Genomic DNA, 17,808 nt, shown 5'->3' on the forward strand with positions numbered 1-17,808 from the left:
GCCTAATCTTTTTTTATAAGTTTTTTAAGTGTATTCCATTCTATGTCGGTAAGATTCCTGTATTGACCTTTTTTCAGGTTTTTCAACTCAATATTCATAATCCTTATTCTTTTTAATTTAACCACTTTAAATCCCAGACTTTCACACATTCTTCTTATTTGTCTGTTAAGTCCTTGAGTAAGTATTATGGAAAAAGTATTAGCATTTATCTTTTTAACTTTACATTTTTTTGTTACTTCATCCATTATTACCCTGCCCTTTTCTATTTTCTTTATTCTAACCCCTTCCTGCATTTTCTTAATAAATTCATCATCATAATTTTTGTTGAGGGTAACAATATATTCTTTCTCGTGGGAATTTCTGGATTTCATTATCTTATTTACTATGTCCCCCATATTTGTAAGAAGTATAAGTCCCTCTGAATCTTTATCAAGTCTGCCTATAGGGTATATTCTTTCAGGATAATTAATATATTCAATAATATTAGGATGTTCTTTAGCTGAAGAGGTACAAATCACTCCTTTGGGTTTATTAAAGGCCAGTAAAATTTCTTTAGCAGCTTTTTTTACAGCCTTACCATCTACTGCTACCACATCATCTGTCCCTACCTTTTCGCCTATTCCAGCTACTCTTCCGTTTATGGTAACTCTTCTTTCTTGTATAAGCACATCTGCCTGTCTTCTAGAGCAAAATCCTGATTCACTTATATATTTGTTTAATCTTATTCCATCCATAAATTATCCTTTTTCCCATCACATATCAACTGACTTAGGTTAAAATATCAAATACGGGTATAAATAACCCTTATAATCAAAAAAATCCGGTATTTAACATAAAATCTTTCACTGAAAATAAAAATTTCTAATTTTTTTATTATCTAATATATCAGATAAAACAATATTTATTTATAAGAATCTTATTTGGGAGATACCTTTAAGTAAGATAATATGCAAAATTATTTTTTGGCATATCAGAAATATATAGAAATAATTAAGCAGGACTATAAGCCGGGTTATGTTATCGATAATCATCTATCTACTACAGCTGTCGCCAGCTGTCTCTAGCGACCTACCTAAAGTGGGCGGGCAACCCTTAATCTTTGTTTTGGTCTTGCTTCGGATGGGGTTTACATGTGCCCTCATTGTTACCAATGAGGCGGTAGTCTCTTACACTGCCCTTCCACCCTTACCTTAATAATAAGGCGGTATATTTCTGTTGCACTGTCCTTGGAGTCACCTCCACCGGATGTTATCCGGCATCCTGCCCTATGAAGCCCGGACTTTCCTCAGCTAAAAGCCGCGATTATCCGTCCTACTTAATTAGTATCAAAATTTTAGCAAACAATTGTTCTTTTGTCAATAGGTTTTTTATATAATATTAAAAGGATTTACAAATTCCTCTCCATGAACCTCTAAATCTGTATTTTTTCTAAGATATTCAGTAATATATGAAACAAAAATATATTCTATTCCATAATGGCCTGCATCAATAATACATAAATCCTTGGCCACGGCATCTATTCCTTCATGATGATCGATATCACCTGTAATTAAAACTTCAACACCCTTTTTTACAGCTACATCACTCATGCCCTTACCTGAACCAGGACTGACTGCTGCATAACTGATATGTCTGCTTAAGTCTCCAAATATCTTTACACTATCTAGACCGAAGCAGTTTTTCACATACTCACCGCAATCTCTCAAGGTCATATCAAAGGGTAGTCGTCCACATACCCCAATACCTTTTTCTATTCCGTTTTCTTCTAAAGTCACTTCCAAAACATCTCTATGGCTTAGTCTTAAATAATCTGCTGCATATTCTCCCATTACGGTAATGTCAAAATTAGTATGCATTGCATAGTATGATATATCACTGCCTATAAGGTTTAATAGTCTTCTACCTATAAAATTAGTGGAATTTACATTATTGATTCCCTTAAAAATCAAAGGATGATGAGTAATAAGCATATCAGCCTGACAGTTTTTAGCTTCTTTTATAACCCTTTCTGTAGCATCTACTGCCACAAATACCCTTTCAACATCCTTATCTCTTCTTCCACACTGAAGCCCCGGATTATCCCAATCAAAGGCATATCTTTCAGGCGCAATTTTTCTCATAAATTCAATTACATTGTAACATTTCATTTTCATCCCCCTGACATAAAACCAGTTTCTCTAAACAAGCCTTTTAAGAGCTTTTTCTATAATCTCAAGCTCATTATTAATTTCCTTAATTCTGGTCGAATTTTCTGTAATAGATAAATTACTTTTTATATTTTCAAATTTATTTTTATTTTTTAACAAATACTCTTTTAAAGTATTATCTCTTTTATCCAGAAGTATCTTACCATAGGATAATTCTTCTTCGGTATAACTATCTGCATTATCTCTTTTATCTGGACGAAATTTTATGGAAAAATAGTACTTGCCTTCATCAATACATGCCTTTTCATCCATGATTTCATATCCGTTTTTCAGAAGATAGCTTCTAACCTCTTTTAAGTCTGACTGGGGCTGAATTATAATCTCCTTGTCAATTCCATTATTTATAACATCTTTGCCATTTTCCAATATAGATATTATTAATTCTCCGCCCATTCCACCAATAAGAATACAATCTGCTTCATCTTTTGAAAGTTTTTCCAGACCATTAGATAGCCTTGTTTCTATTTTTTCATCAAGTAAATATTTGTGAATATTTTCTTTTGCCTTTAAAAGAGGTCCCTTATTTATATCCATGGCATAAGCCTTATTACATATATTTTCCTTAACAACAAATATTGGAACATATGCATGATCTGTTCCAATATCCGCTAAAATGCTGCCTCTTTTTATCAAAGAGGCAGACATATTCATTCTTAATGATAATTTCATATACTTATTCCTAGTCTAAATAATCCTTAAGTTTTCTACTTCTGCTAGGATGACGAAGTTTTCTCAAGGCCTTGGCTTCAATCTGTCTAATACGCTCTCTTGTAACATTAAACTCTCTACCTACTTCTTCAAGAGTACGGGCTCTTCCATCTTCTAAGCCAAATCTTAATTTTAATACTTTTTGTTCCCTTTCTGTAAGGGTATCTAATACCTCTTTAAGCTGTTCTTTTAAAAGGGTAAAAGTAGCAGCCTCTGCCGGAACAGGAACATTATCATCCTGGATAAAATCTCCCAAATGGCTATCTTCTTCTTCACCTATAGGTGTTTCTAAAGAAACCGGTTCTTGAGAAATTTTAAGAATTTCCCTAACTCTATCCTCAGGAATATTCATTTCTTTAGCAATTTCTTCCGGTAATGGTTCTCTTCCAAGTTCCTGTAAAAGCTGTCTTGAAACTCTAACCAGTTTATTAATGGTTTCGACCATATGTACCGGAATACGTATTGTACGTGCCTGGTCTGCTATTGCCCTGGTAATGGCCTGTCTTATCCACCAGGTAGCATAGGTAGAAAACTTGTAACCTTTTCTATAATCAAATTTTTCTACAGCTTTTATAAGGCCTAAATTTCCCTCCTGTATAAGGTCAAGGAAAAGCATTCCCCTACCAACATATCTTTTTGCAATACTTACCACAAGACGAAGATTGGCTTCTGATAATCTCTTTTTGGCGTCTTCGTCTCCTTCTTCCATTCTTTTAGCAAGTTCAATTTCTTCTTCTGCACTTAAAAGGGGTACCTTTCCGATTTCTTTTAAATACATTCTAACGGGGTCTTCAATGCTGACTCCATCCGGAACGGAAAGATCTATTTTGGAAAGATCCACTTCCTCGTCTTTATCATCATCTATATCATCTATATCATCTTCTTCATCAACATCATCGCTCATTTTTAAAATATCAATGCCGTTGGTTTCAAGATAATCCAGAATTTTTTCAGTTTGGTCCGTACTTAGTTCATAGTCTTTAAAATGGTCATTAATTTCATCATATTCAAGAACACTTTTTTTCTTTTTTGCAATAGAAACAAGTTCTTTTAATTTTTCATCGAATTTTTCCATTTCTTCATTCATTGCTTTCTTTCCTTCCCTCATATATCCTTGATAGTAAAACATCTATTTGTAATATAATAGTATTATTATAATATTACCCTATATCTTTTATTGATATTCTGTTTTTCTTCAACTTCTCCAATATTTTCTTGGCATTCACAAATTCCTGTAAATTCTTGTTTTCTTTTTTTCTTTGTTTGACACTGTTTTCTTTAATTTTGTAAACAGTTTCATTTAAAGCTTTTTCAAAATCATCTCTTGTGGCTATGGCATCAATTTTTGCATTAAAAAGTGCTGCCACTTCCTTTTGTTGGTCATCATCAAAATAATTAATTATTATGGATGGTGAACATTTTCCCTCATCCAACTGCTTATATAACAATGTTGCAGCCTTTTCATAAACCGGATTTGTAAAATCCTCCGGTAAAATGTATTCTTTAACCTTATCGTATATTTCCCGACTTTCTATTATCCAGGTAAGCAAAAGTTTTTGGGAACCTTCAATTCCTGATGATTTATTTGCTTTATTTATTGGGGATTTATCTTCATACTTCTTTTCTTTTTCCACATATGAAAGTCCTAATCGGTTAACCAGATTTCTGAGACTTTCATATTCTATCATGAATTCCCTGGCTACAGCCTCAATATAGTTGTTTCTTTCAAGTTCTTCACTAAAGCCCACAAGCTTTTTTGCTATCTCATTGTAAAACAAAGTTTTTTCTGCTGGATCTTCTAGATTATATTCTTTTTTTAATTGGTCTATTTCAAAAAGGAAACCATTTCTGGCATTTTGAATGCGGTTTTCAAATTCCTCCAGACCTAGACCTTTTATAAATTCATCCGGATCCTTATATGGAGCCAGATTGATAACCTTTGGACTTAATCCGGCATTTCTAAGGATTGAAATAGCTCTAATTGTGGCCTTGATTCCGGCATTATCATTATCATAAGATATTAATACATCTTTTTTATATCTTTTAATGAGTTCTGCCTGGCCGGATGTAAATGCAGTTCCCAGGGAAGCAAGAGCATTGTCAACACCTGCCTGGTGAAGAGATATAACATCCATATAACCTTCGCATAATATAAAATAATTTTTTCTGCTGGTACGGGCTATGTTCAAACCGTATAGATTCCTGCTTTTATCAAATATTTCTGTTTCGGGAGAATTTAAGTACTTAGGTTCTCCCTGTCCCATTACTCTGCCTCCAAAACCGATTACTTTATTATTTACATTCATTATAGGAAAAATGACCCTGTTCCAGAATTTGTTATAAAAGCCATTTGTTTCACTATGATTAAATAATCCTGATTTTGAAAGATCTTCATCACTATAGGATTTTGATTTAAGATAATTGTAAAGTTCTTTACTGTTTTTGGGTGCAAAACCAAGTCCGAATTTTTTCAGGGTATCCTCAGAAAGATTCCTCTTTGATAAGTATTCCATTCCTGACGAATCATTTCCCTTTCTAAGGGCTACATAAAAATATCCGGCAGCTTCCTTGTTTATCTCAAACAATTTATCCCTTAAGTTTGAACGGCGTTTTTGATTTCCATCGTAATCCGTTTTCGGCACTTCCATTCCAACTCGCTCAGCTAGATATTCCATAGCTTCAGTGAAGGAATAATTTTCATATTCTTTTACAAAACTGATAATATTGCCTCCGGCACCACATCCAAAGCAATAATACATCTGTTTTGCGGGAGAAACGGAAAATGACCCTGTTTTTTCATTGTGAAAAGGACATAATCCAAAATATGAACTCCCTTTTTTTGTCAGTTTTACATGCTGGGAAATAACATCAACTATATCATTTCTGGCACATACCTCATTAATAAAATCATCTGAATAATAAGCCATTTCTTATCTCCCTTATTTTCAGTCAAGTAAACCTATATGATTTCTTTGCTAATTAAATTTCTAAATGTATTACACCCCTCCTGTTTAACCTGTTACAAACAATTTTAATCCCATTTATGACTTATCTTTAAACATTTATAAATTCCAGGATTTTGGAACAAATAAATCTTCAAATTTACTAATGGCATATTGGTCTGTCATACCAGCAATGTAGTCACAAACTATCCTTTCCCTGTTGTCAATCCCCCTAAGAACATGTTTTTCAAAATGTTCCGGCATAGAGCCTTCATTTTCAAGGTAAAATTCAAAAAGTTTGTGAAGCATATTTACTGCTTTTGGTTCTTCTATTTTAGCTATGGGGTTTGTATAGACATTTTCAAACATAAACTTCCTAAGATTTGAAATTGCCCACTCCACATCTTTCGGTATAAATATGCCATTTTTATCCTGACTGTTGATTATTATACTATGAATCATGGTGTCAAGCCTTTGTTTAAAGTTGTTTCCCAGTATTTCTTTATATTCTTTTGGAATATCGTCTTCTGAAATAACTCTGGCTCTTATGGCATCGTCAATATCATGATTAACATATGCGATTTTGTCAGAAAGCCTAACTACCATGCCTTCAAGGGTTGAAGGCATAGAGGATATCTGGTGATTCAAAATGCCGTCTCTGACTTCTTTTGTAAGATTCAGCCCCTTACCACTTTTTTCAATCTTTTCAACTATACGCACACTTTGTTCGTTGTGCTTAAAACCATCTTTACAAATCTCATTTAAGACGCTTTCACCACAATGTCCAAAAGGAGTATGTCCTAAATCATGTCCCAAAGCAATGGCTTCCGTAAGGTCTTCATTAAGTCTCAATGCCTTGGAAATAGTCCTGGCAATTTGTGAAACCTCCAATGTATGAGTAAGTCTGGTTCTGTAATGATCCCCTTTAGGAGATAAAAAAACCTGGGTTTTATTATTAAGTCTTCTAAAAGCTTTAGAATGTAATATTCTATCTCTGTCTCTTTGGTATGCAGGTCGAATATCACATTCTTCCTCTTCTCTGTCTCTTCCCCTTGAATTTTTACTCAAGGATGCATAGGGGCTTAAATGTTCTTCTTCCCAGTTTTCCAAACTTTCTCTGATTGTCATAAACTCCCTCCCTATATTTATATAATTCGACAGTAAAGCCAAAAAATCCTTTTTTTATTTATACTTCTTTATATCTTTTTTCAACTTTATAGTCATTCTTTGTTCCAATAATTGTAACAGAAAGATAATTTGGATCATTTCCCAAATCGATTGTATTTCCATCACTTCCCAAAAGAACAGGTCTTAAAGCATTGAGACTGCGATTTTTAACAACTCTGGCTTCCTGACCGTTTGAAAGTATTACTTCAGTTCCCACCGGATATACAACTACATTTTTAAGGAAAACATTAACAACATCCAAATCAAACATATTCCCGCAATTTCCCATTAAGTATTCTATGGCCTCAGCAGGGTCATAATCGTCTTTGTATGCTCTTTTTGATACCAAAGCATCATATACATCCGCAACATGAATAATTTTGGCAAATTTGAAAATCTTATCACCTTTATAATGTCCCGGATATCCTGAACCGTCTTCATTTTCGTGATGATGAAGTATAGATACTCTTACAACGGCAGGTATAAGTTCATTATCTTTTAACATCTCATAACCGATTTTAGGATGTTTTTCAATAATCGCCCTTTCTTCCGGTGTAAGTTTTGCAGGTTTATCCAAAATATCAAGACTTATGCCTCTTTTACCTATATCATGAAGCATAGCTGCTGCCCCAACATTTCTTATTTCGGCTATATTATACCCCATACTGATGGCACAGGCTATAGAATATGCCGCTACATTTATGCTATGTTGATAAGTCTGATTATGATAAGAACGAAGGTCATTAAATTCAAGACAAAATGAAGAGGATTCCAACATAGCATCCACCAGTTTATTGGTCAGTTCCAAAATCTTATCAACATTAAGGCTGTCAAGATTTTTAACCAGCTCCTGTCTGTCCTGTTCAGAAATAATCTCATCAAATTCTTCAAATGCCGAGTTTTCATCATGGATATAAAGACCGTTATATCCCATATTTCTTATCTGCTTAATAATAAATACCGTAATGGGCTTATTCACAGATAAGAGGCATACTCCATTTTCATTATAAATGTTTTTCGCCGAAAGCATGCCCGGTTTCAATTCATTTAATTTAACAAATCTCATTAATAAAATCTTACCTTTCCCTGAGCCGCCAAATGTTATTTCGGATATATTAAATCTGCTTTTAATAAAAACTGCCGTTATAATTTTTATTAAATATATATATTTCTAGCCGATATATCTCATATAACTTGAGAAGATATAGAAACATATTCATTTGGAGGCTAAAATATGACTGAAATAAAAAAAGTTGTACTAGTTGGTGCCGGAACCATTGGATCCTATTTTTCTCCCAGATTATATAACTGGATGGATGAGGGAGAATTTTATGTATTGTCCAGTGGTCAAAAAAAAGAACGCATAGAAAATCACGGATTAATGATAAACGGTCTTACTTATAAATTCCCTATCATCACTCCGGAGGATAAATCTTTCTATGCTGATTTGGTTATCATCGCAGTTAGAGGTACTAATTTCACTGTCGCTTTAAAAGAAATAGCAAACATTATAGGACCTGAAACCATAATACTCCCTGCTTTAAACGGAGTCGACATCGAAGAACGAGTGGGGAATGTCTATGGCTTCGAACATTTATTATATTCCTATATGGACATGTTTGTAAACATAAAAAATGGACATTATGATTTTGACCCATCAAAAAGTATGGTACATTTTGGTGAGGAAATCAACGAAAGTTACTCAGAAAAAGTACTTTTAGTTAAGAAACTTTTTGATAAATGTCATATTAAATATAAAATAGACAGGGATATGAAACACGGAATCTGGAAAAAATTTATAGAAACCATAGGCAGCAGTATGACAGGTGCTGTGGTAGGGGTTTCTACAGGTGCAATTTCAAGAAGCTCCCACGCAAACTTTATCAGGAAAAATATTATGCAGGAAACTCTTTTAATCGCCCAGGCTCTGAATGTGAATATTAACAAAAAGGATTTAGCTGACATAGAAACAGAGTTATCGAAGGTTTCAAATTATGATAACAGACCACTTACTTTACAGGATTTAGACAATCATCGCAATACTGACGTAGAATTATATGCCGGGGCAATTTTGAAACTGGGTAAAAAACTGAAGGTTTCCACTCCATACAATGAAATGGCCTACCATATAATTAAAGCTTTTGAAGAGAAAAATTCCGGAATTTTATAATATATGAATTGCCTGTATCGCACTCATCGGATACAGGCAATTTTTCTTCAAATTATTATTTATTTAGGCCGGCAAAAGGTTTTTCATGCCGTTTAAACTGATTAGGATTGTTGAAACATTGTGCAATAAGGCTGCGCTAGCCGGAGCTATGATTCCTAAAACACCCAGACCTATAAGTCCTGAATTAAATACAAGGATAAATCTGTAATTTCTATCTATTTTTTTCATAAGTGCATCGCTGATTCTCTTTAATATAACTATTTCCATAAGATTTTCTGCTCCAATGGTTACATCTGCGATTTCTTTTGCTATTTCAGCTCCATCACAAATGGCTATCCCGGCATCTGCTACCGACAATGCAGGAGAATCATTAATGCCATCACCTATCATTATAACTTTTTTACCGGATTCTTTTTCTTTTTCGACAAATAAAGCCTTGTTTTCCGGTAATACCTCAGCATAATATTCATCAAGACCAATGTTTTTTGCAATTACCTTAGCAATGTTTTTGCTGTCTCCTGTCATCATAACGCACTTTTCAATACCTTTTTGTCTTAAAGATTCTATTACTTCTTTAGCTTCGTCTCTGACAGGGTCCTCAATGCAAACCACTGCTGCCAGTTTTCCGTCTATTGCAAGATATAGTCTCGAATACTCTTCCGGTAATGTTTTGAATTTTTCCATATATTCTTCAGGAATTACGCATTTTTCATCTTCAAATACAAAATGATAACTTCCTATAAGAACTTTTTTATTATCAACTTTTGATACTATGCCGTGAGCAACTATATATTCAACCCTTGAATGCATTTCCTCATGCACAAGGCTTTTCTCTTTTGCTGCATTTACAACTGCCTTTGCCATAGAATGTGGAAAATGTTCTTCTAAGCAGGCTGCAAGTCTAAGCATTTCATCTTCATTATAACCATTAAAGGCCACAACCTTTGTAACGGTAGGCTCGGCTTTTGTCAAAGTTCCTGTTTTATCAAATACTATGGTCTTGGCATCTGCGATTGCCTCTAAGTATTTTCCACCTTTAACAGTAATGCTATATTCGCTGGCCTCGCGAATGGCTGATAAAACAGTAATAGGAATTGATAATTTTAAAGCACAGGAGAAATCCACCATTAAAACGGACAATGCCTTGGTAATGTTCCTCGTAAACAAATAAACCAAACCTGTTCCCACAAAGGTAAACGGAACCAGTTTATCTGCCAAGTGTCCTGCCCTTCCCTCAATTGAAGATTTCAATTTTTCTGACTCTTCAATCATTGTAACAATCTTATCATATTTGCTTGAGCCGTTTGTTTCATTGACTCTTATGGTTATTTCACCTTCTTCCACGACAGTTCCTGCATATGCATAGCCGTCAAGAGTTTTTCTTACCGGCATGGATTCTCCTGTCAGACTGGCCTGATTAACCATGGCATCACCATCTGCTATCTGTCCATCAAATGGAATAACATTACCCATATGAACTTTTACAAGGTCTCCCTCTTTTATACTTTCTGCCGGTACCAACAACTTGTTTCCATCATTTACAAGCCAAACCTTATCTACATTTAGTGACATGCTTCTAGCCAGATCATCTACGGATTTCTTGTGGGTCCATTCTTCAAGGATTTCACCTATGTCAAGCAGGAACATTACGGAAGTTGCAGTATTTATGTCATTTCTTATTAGTGAAACAAGTATAACCACCGCATCAAGTATTGATACTTCCATTTTTCTGTTTCTTATAGCATTTAAGCCTTTTAAAATATGTTTTACTGACTTAAGCACAGCATATATTTCCTTGAAGCTTAGAGGCATGAACACCTTGTTTACCATACGCCAAAAGATATTCATTATAAGTTTTTCCTTATAAACTTCATAGGTTTCCCTGCCTGAAGTAGAAAGGTATGTCTCAGATACTTCAACGCTATCATAGGAAAACTCTTTAAGCATCTTAATAAGAAGCTCCCTGTCTCCTGTATAATTTATAATACAATGATTTGTATTTTTATTAACTTTTGCAGAAACTATATTATTTTGATGATCAAAAAAATACTGCAAAGTATCCGCCTGTCGATAGGTCATTGATTTTTGTACAATTTCTATCCTTAGACGATTTTTAATTTCATGCTTAATAATAAATCTCATACTGTCTCCTTCTTCTAAAGTTGTAATCACTATTTTATGAGAAAAATCTTTTAAAAATAACAATAAACCTCCGATATAAGTCTTTTCTCGGAGGTTCATGCACATTTATTATTAATTATCTGAGGATTCTTCTTCCTCTTTTTCAGGAAAATCTTCCTCAAATTCTTCTTCTGCCAGTTCTTCGTTTATTTGTTGAGCTTCAGCATATATATCTTCTGCGTTTTCCTGAATATTTGTAGCTGTTTTCATGACAAATTTCTTAGCTCTTAAAACTGCTGCTGTGCATCCTGCATAAAATCTCTTAGCATCCTTACTGCCTAAAAGCTTAAAACCTGCTGAACCAAAAGCAACACCTGCCGCAAAAATACCACATTTTTTTGCATCAATTTTTTCAACCCAATTAAACATTACAATCCTCCTAAACTTTATTATTAATAGTTTATAAAAAATATATCTTTAAGTATTAAAATGCTTTCACGATTTTCACATACCTAATATACAATATCACAAAATTATTGATTATTACATTGTTTATTATATTTTTTAATATAATCTGTTTTATTTAATCAGGTTTGAGGAAAAAACCTTATATATCTTCTTTCCATAGGTTCCGTTTGAAGAAAGACCATATTCAATAAGTTTTTCCAACTCAGTACCCGATAATTTCATTTCAGTGCTGTCATCAAATCTGATAAGAAAATTATTATCAAAACTTAGCTCCTGAGAAACAGAAATCTTATACATATTCTTTCGGTTAATTGCTCCTATTTCTTCAAGAATATTTAACATTCTGTAAACTGTAGCCGTACCAATACTGCTATCTAGCTTGCTGGCTCTATAATATATTTCTTTACAACAGGAATAATCAGCACCTAAAATAACATCCAGCAACATAAGTCTTTGTTTTGTAATTCTAAAACCTTTTCCTTTCAGCTGTTCAATTATCTGATTTTTCTTATCCTTTGTAATATCATAACTTAAGGAAAACATATCTTCACACGTTTCTTTTTGCTTTCTTTTTTCCATTCTTATCCTCCCATCTATAGTTAGGTAACTCTAACCCTTTGTCAAATAAAAAGGCTCTTTGAAAGACCCTTTTTGATAAAATCAATCATAAACCTATGGTTAGTATATGCTAACCATAGGCAAATGTCAATATAAATATTAAAAAAATAAATTTTTCATAAACTCCAAAATTCGGATACCTCGTTTAATATCTCATCTGCCGGTAAAACTGTAGCTTTTTCTATTGCCATTTTCGTTTTTTCCAAATAATATTTTATCAAATAATAACCAAGGGCATACCCTGCACAATAAGGTAGACCTGTACTCTCTTATGTTTGAATATCCATAATATGGACATAAAATACTCGGAAAACTAAGGAAAAAGAACAAAAGCAAAGAATATAAAAACTGAATAATGCAAAATAATAGTATTTCCCACCTGGAAACAATTAGTATTAGCACCGAATATTCTACCAGTGTACAAACAAGCATGTTTATACACCATATTTTTAGTTTTTTTCTAAACAATAATGGCATTCTGTCCAGCCAGAAGCTAACTTTTTTGCCCTCTCCGTCTAATGCAAAAATATTAATATTTTTACTATAATTCGAATAAGCCAAAAATACTGTAACGTAAATTGAACAAGATGTTCCAAAAAAATATATCATCTTTGTATTTACTATATCCGTCATAAAACCAGAAAATAATCCAATTATTGTCCAAAATGCAACACTTTCTAAAAGATATCCCAAACCATAAATTCTGTTTTGATTTAAAAGTATGGTTTTTAAATATAAATCTCTTTTACATAATATCTCCACGGGTTTTGATAAACAGGATTTTTGATATTCTGTTTTTGTTTTTGAAAACATGAAAGTTTTTATTGATATTAAAAGAAATAGCGAAAACAATGAAATCAATAGTATTATCAACTTTGCAAAAAGCTGACTGTTGATATCTATTATATCTTGAAACCCCTTAAATAGATTTAAAAATAAATTAGCCCCATCATTAAACCAGACTTCAACTACATTCTCATCCACCTTTTGAGATATAATAGGAAATCTGTCAAACCATACTGAAAAATACTTTCCTAAAAATAATGCCACAAAAAAGAATATGGCATTTCTAATCATTAATAATATCGTTTTCAAAAATGTATTTTTAGAATCTTTTGACAATTTATATATGCATAAAACAATTGTTGTTACTGTTCTTATTTCTAATATCAAAAACAATAAAAGAACTGTTTCGAATATACTAGTACTGCTTATTTGTCCATAACTTTTTAAAAATGCAAGAATTACCGGAAGTAAAAATATAAGCATTTCTTTTGAATTATAAATAACATAATTAATAATGTTTATTATTTTCAGTTTGTTGAAGTCTAAATCATAGTTGGCACTAAGGCACTCTTCATCCCTGTCGGATAATACCAAATCACAAGTGTTGATGGATATCACAAGGGATGTTATGAAAACTAAAATCAACAAAACTGCTTTCATTAATTTTACATCGCCAAATATTTTTCTGGGACTAAAATCGTAAATAAGAAAATCTATATTTGAAATACCAAGTATATGATTAGTTATAAAATAACTTATAAAAAACTGCGAAATACAAAACATACACCACAAAACATTCATTACTGTCTGATCATATTTTTTTACAAGAAAAGTGTTCAAAAATCTTCTTTTATGAATACAAAACAAATTCCACTTGGCATATACCAAATATTTCAAAATATTCTCCCCCCTCATGTTAAGCCAATAGACACTGTGCTTTCGATAATTGCTGCGATAATTAGCAACATCGTAATTAATAATAACTCAAATAAAAAAATTTTCTGTTTTATTTCCCTTCTATCACGCTTTCCTTTCATTCCCAGAGAGCACGACATAACAATTGCAGGAATTTCAAAAACAGAATGTGGCAACAATATATATAAAAAGTAAATTAATTCTCCTGTTGATACCCAATTAAGCGCCAAAATAAACCCCAATACTAACGGATTTATTAAATATACTAAAAAAGCTGGAATTCTAAACAAAAATAATCCAGATATTGCAAAAACACACACTAAAATATTATTAGTAAATATTTTAAGAAAATAAACTTTTTGCATCTCAAAGTCTGATAAATTGCTTTGTATCACAAAAGGCATTAGTTGTTTTCTAAAGAACAATCATCGCAAAAATTTCTTTATAAGAAGTTCGCAAATAATAATATAAAATTTATTCCATTATTTCATATAACACTTCTGTGTCCCAAGTACTTTTAATTAACGCTTCCTCTACAATTCCAACAACATATAAATCACTTCCTGAAAGCCGCTTATTCTTGAATTAAAGCCCTTAGGATTTCGACCAAATTCTTTAAAACCAAGGCTTTCGTACAAAAAAAGAGCCCTTTTGTTATCTGCTACAAGATTTAGTTCTAACTGCTCATATCCTGCCTCTTTGGCGCACTTGATACAGGCATTTGCCAAAGCTTTTCCAAGACCAATTCCCCAAAACTCTTTTAGGATGCTTATTCCAAATTCTGCCCTGTGTTTTATCTTGTATTTTTTCCCTACAGCCTCAATACCTGCCGTACCGGCAATTTTTCCATCTATAATTGCAATAATTTCTATCTCATTTGAAGAGTTTGTTTTTTCTTCAAGAAAATCTGCCTCCTCTTTGGGATTAAAGCTATTCTCATCAGGATAGCTTAAAAGAAAGTCTGTTTCACCATGTGTAAGATTAAAATTTTCGTAAACATCACTTCCATCTTTTGCTTCACCGTTTCTTAATATGGCTTCTTTTCCATTTTTTAAAACTATATTTTCTTTGTATCGCATAATTATTTTTCTCCGGTTCAATTATTATTTTTCTTATTTTTTATATTTATTCGCTATTTTAAGATAAGCAACCACCAAAAGTAAGCATAGCAAAACTACACCTATAATTGAAAAAACGAAGCCCGCTGAATTTTGTTTTAAAAAAAGCAGAGGGAGCCCTAATAATTCCAATAATACTCCGTAAATTAACCATAAAATAGCAACTGAATGATTGTATTTAACGGTATCTATAACTTCCGGTGCCTCTACCCCGGTAAAAAATCCTACAGGTTCTTTTGCTTTCCAACTTACAAAAGCTATTCCTAAAAATATTAAACTCACAATAGTCCATATAATAAATCCAAAAATCATTTTTTCCTCCAATTTGTAAAATATCATTATTAAATCTTTATTTTTAACTCAGTTTCAATATTTCACATTATTATAACCAAATTGTATTTACAATTCAACCAAAAAGAAACCAGATCCTGGAAAAACAAGACCTGGTTTTCTTAATTTATCTATAATCTTATAATTACCAACATTATTCTAATCTTCTTCTTCACGATGTTTAGCTCTTCTTTCAACTTCTTTAGCCTGTACATCTGGAGGAACCTGCTCATAACGAGCTAACTCATAGGAAAATGTTCCAGCACCACTGGTCATTGAACGAAGATTTGCGTCATATCCGTACAGTTCTGCCAGTGAAACCTCTGCCATAACTTCCGTTTTTTGAAAATCTGTAGGATTCATACCAAGTACCCTTCCACGGCGCTTGTTTAAATCACTGATAACTGCTCCGGTATAGGAATCTGGCACTTCAATTCTTAAGCTTTCAATTGGTTCAAGAAGAATCGGTTTTGCCTCCATTATTCCCTTCTTAAACGCCTCTCTTGCTGCTGTTTTAAATGCAACTTCCGATGAGTCTACAGCATGATAGGAGCCATCATAAAGCTCTGCATGAATACCCATAACAGGATAACCTGCCAACGGGCCCGCTAAAACAGCCTCGGCAAGTCCCTTATCTACAGCAGGGAAATAATTTTTAGGGACCGCTCCACCTACAACACACTCTGTGAAATTGTAGCTGATTTCCTGGTTTTCATCCGGCGAAAAACGCATTTTAACATGTCCATACTGTCCATGTCCACCTGTTTGTTTTTTATATTTGTATTCAACATCGGAACTTCCAAGAATTGTTTCCCTAAACGGAATCTTAGGCTTGCTTAATTCTACCTCAACTTTATAGCGTTCCTTTAATTTTTCAATTATTATATCTATATGTCTGTCCCCTATTCCATAGATAAGAGATTGACTATTGGCAGTATCGTTTACCAATTTTACGGTTAAATCTTCTGCACATAATCTGGCAAGAGCCTGTGCAACTTTGTCTTCGTCTTTTTTTGCCAGGGTTTTATATCTTTTTGCAGTATATGGTTTTGAAATCGGCGCTCTAAGATATAATATTGGATTCTTTTTAGTAGATAAAGAATCTGTTGTCGCCAGATTATTTAATTTAGACAAGGCCCCTATATCGCCAGCGTGTAACTCTGAAACTTCCTCAGCTTTATTTCCTGTAAGAACATAAAGCTTTCCTATTTTTTCTTCGATTTCTTTATGTTTATTATAGAGAACATCATCTGTTTTCAGTACTCCTGAATTTACCTTAATCAGAGAATATTTTCCAACAAATGGATCCACTATTGTTTTAAAGCAATATGCACTTTTTGGCTTTGAAAAATCAAAATTTGCCTCGTAAACTTCGTTGGTATCGGCATTAATTCCGGAAATCTCTCTGTCTTCCGGCGATGGAAGATATTTTAAAATATCATACATCATGGTATACATGCCACGGTGAGTTAAATTTGATCCCATCATTACCGGCACAATATCACAAGAGGAGACATTCGCTCTTAATGCCTGGCGAATTTCATTTTCAGAAAATTCTTCACCACCAAAATATCTGTCCATAAATTCATCTGATGTCTCAGCTACGGATTCCATCAATAATTCACGATATTTTTCAAGATATTCAGTGGAATAGTCCGGAACAGGAACATGTTCTACACTTCCATCTGCTTTCCATTGTTTGCCGATTTGCTGAATGACATTGACATATCCGATAAATTCTTCATCTTTACGAATAGGGAAATGAAAAGGAGCTATCTTTTTACCATACAAATCCTGTAGCTCTTCCACAATTTCCCGGTAGCTTGCCTTATCATTATCCATTCCCGTAACAAAAAACATTCGTGGTAAATGAAATCTTTCACATGTTTCCCATGCTTTTTTCGTTCCGATTTCAACCCCGTTTTTACCGGAAATAACAATAATAGCGGCATCTGCGACAGAAACTGCCTCTTCCACTTCTCCAACAAATTCGGAATACCCCGGAGTATCCAAAAAATTCACTTTGGTATCATTCCAGATAATGGGAATTACAGATGTGTTAATTGAAAATTGATTGCTGATTTCTAATTTGTCATAATCAGAAACAGTATTTCCAGCTTCTACAGTGCCGGCCTTACTTATCATGCCTGATAAATAGGCAACTGATTCTACAAGGCTGGTTTTGCCGGCACCGCTATTCCCAAGTAAGACTACGTTTCTAATCTTATCGGTTGTAAAAACGTTCATAATATGACTCC

The 17,808-nt window shown here is 33.3% G+C and carries 16 protein-coding genes and 1 other RNA gene; 1 reads left to right on the forward strand and 16 read right to left on the reverse strand.

Going from position 1 to position 17,808, the window contains the following annotated elements:
- Positions 1-2: 2 nt before the first annotated feature.
- The 8 genes from BM153_RS02125 to BM153_RS02160 all read right to left on the reverse strand — a co-directional run bounded on the left by BM153_RS02125 (position 3) and on the right by BM153_RS02160 (position 8,090).
- Complete coding sequence (locus tag BM153_RS02125) at positions 3-734, reverse strand: pseudouridine synthase (RefSeq protein ID WP_092870278.1); 732 nt, start codon at positions 732-734, stop codon at positions 3-5.
- Between the two features lie 253 nt (positions 735-987).
- An RNA gene (rnpB, locus tag BM153_RS02130) (RNase P RNA component class A) lies at positions 988-1,318 on the reverse strand.
- A 49-nt stretch (positions 1,319-1,367) separates the two neighbouring features.
- Complete coding sequence (locus BM153_RS02135) at positions 1,368-2,147, reverse strand: Nif3-like dinuclear metal center hexameric protein (protein WP_092870280.1); 780 nt, start codon at positions 2,145-2,147, stop codon at positions 1,368-1,370.
- A gap of 30 nt (positions 2,148-2,177) precedes the next feature.
- Positions 2,178-2,876 carry a tRNA (adenine(22)-N(1))-methyltransferase gene (locus BM153_RS02140; RefSeq protein WP_092870282.1) on the reverse strand — a complete coding sequence of 233 codons (699 nt, stop codon included), beginning with the start codon at positions 2,874-2,876 and terminating at the stop codon, positions 2,178-2,180.
- Between the two features lie 10 nt (positions 2,877-2,886).
- Complete coding sequence (gene rpoD / locus BM153_RS02145) at positions 2,887-4,002, reverse strand: RNA polymerase sigma factor RpoD (RefSeq protein ID WP_092870284.1); 1,116 nt, start codon at positions 4,000-4,002, stop codon at positions 2,887-2,889.
- Positions 4,003-4,075: 73 nt separating this feature from the next.
- Complete coding sequence (gene dnaG / locus BM153_RS02150) at positions 4,076-5,842, reverse strand: DNA primase (protein ID WP_092870286.1); 1,767 nt, start codon at positions 5,840-5,842, stop codon at positions 4,076-4,078.
- 135 nt (positions 5,843-5,977) lie between these two features.
- Positions 5,978-6,985 (reverse strand): deoxyguanosinetriphosphate triphosphohydrolase, encoded by a 1,008-nt coding sequence (locus BM153_RS02155; protein WP_092870288.1) that lies wholly within the window; start codon positions 6,983-6,985, stop codon positions 5,978-5,980.
- 58 nt (positions 6,986-7,043) lie between these two features.
- A complete protein-coding gene (locus BM153_RS02160) occupies positions 7,044-8,090 on the reverse strand; it encodes an HD-GYP domain-containing protein (RefSeq protein WP_092870290.1) in 1,047 nt (348 codons plus the stop codon).
- Positions 8,091-8,258: 168 nt separating this feature from the next.
- On the opposite strand from BM153_RS02160, the gene BM153_RS02165 reads away from it, so the two are divergent.
- Positions 8,259-9,194 carry a ketopantoate reductase family protein gene (locus tag BM153_RS02165; RefSeq protein ID WP_092870292.1) on the forward strand — a complete coding sequence of 312 codons (936 nt, stop codon included), beginning with the start codon at positions 8,259-8,261 and terminating at the stop codon, positions 9,192-9,194.
- Between the two features lie 63 nt (positions 9,195-9,257).
- Here the strand turns inward: BM153_RS02165 and BM153_RS02170 are convergent, their stop codons facing one another.
- The 8 genes from BM153_RS02170 to BM153_RS02205 all read right to left on the reverse strand — a co-directional run bounded on the left by BM153_RS02170 (position 9,258) and on the right by BM153_RS02205 (position 17,797).
- The gene (locus BM153_RS02170; protein ID WP_092870369.1) at positions 9,258-11,336 is read right to left on the reverse strand and encodes a heavy metal translocating P-type ATPase; all 2,079 of its coding nucleotides are present in this window, start codon (positions 11,334-11,336) and stop codon (positions 9,258-9,260) included.
- Between the two features lie 111 nt (positions 11,337-11,447).
- Positions 11,448-11,744, reverse strand: coding sequence for a DUF6110 family protein (locus BM153_RS02175; RefSeq protein ID WP_092870295.1), 297 nt, complete (start codon positions 11,742-11,744; stop codon positions 11,448-11,450).
- A 150-nt stretch (positions 11,745-11,894) separates the two neighbouring features.
- A complete protein-coding gene (locus BM153_RS02180) occupies positions 11,895-12,362 on the reverse strand; it encodes a Fur family transcriptional regulator (RefSeq protein ID WP_092870297.1) in 468 nt (155 codons plus the stop codon).
- A gap of 155 nt (positions 12,363-12,517) precedes the next feature.
- Positions 12,518-12,622: a hypothetical protein gene (locus tag BM153_RS14245; RefSeq protein ID WP_092870299.1), complete on the reverse strand. Its 105-nt coding sequence runs from the start codon at positions 12,620-12,622 to the stop codon at positions 12,518-12,520.
- 1,476 nt (positions 12,623-14,098) lie between these two features.
- Entirely contained in the window at positions 14,099-14,506 is a 408-nt protein-coding gene (locus tag BM153_RS02190; protein ID WP_092870301.1) for a stage II sporulation protein M, read from the reverse strand.
- Positions 14,507-14,635: 129 nt separating this feature from the next.
- Complete coding sequence (locus tag BM153_RS02195; RefSeq protein WP_092870303.1) at positions 14,636-15,181, reverse strand: GNAT family N-acetyltransferase; 546 nt, start codon at positions 15,179-15,181, stop codon at positions 14,636-14,638.
- Positions 15,182-15,214: 33 nt separating this feature from the next.
- Positions 15,215-15,532: a hypothetical protein gene (locus BM153_RS02200; protein ID WP_092870305.1), complete on the reverse strand. Its 318-nt coding sequence runs from the start codon at positions 15,530-15,532 to the stop codon at positions 15,215-15,217.
- Positions 15,533-15,709: 177 nt separating this feature from the next.
- Positions 15,710-17,797 (reverse strand): elongation factor G, encoded by a 2,088-nt coding sequence (locus BM153_RS02205; protein WP_092870307.1) that lies wholly within the window; start codon positions 17,795-17,797, stop codon positions 15,710-15,712.
- Positions 17,798-17,808: the final 11 nt, after the last annotated feature.

The organism is Acetitomaculum ruminis DSM 5522, from assembly GCF_900112085.1.
In the GTDB taxonomy this organism is placed as follows: domain Bacteria; phylum Bacillota; class Clostridia; order Lachnospirales; family Lachnospiraceae; genus Acetitomaculum; species Acetitomaculum ruminis.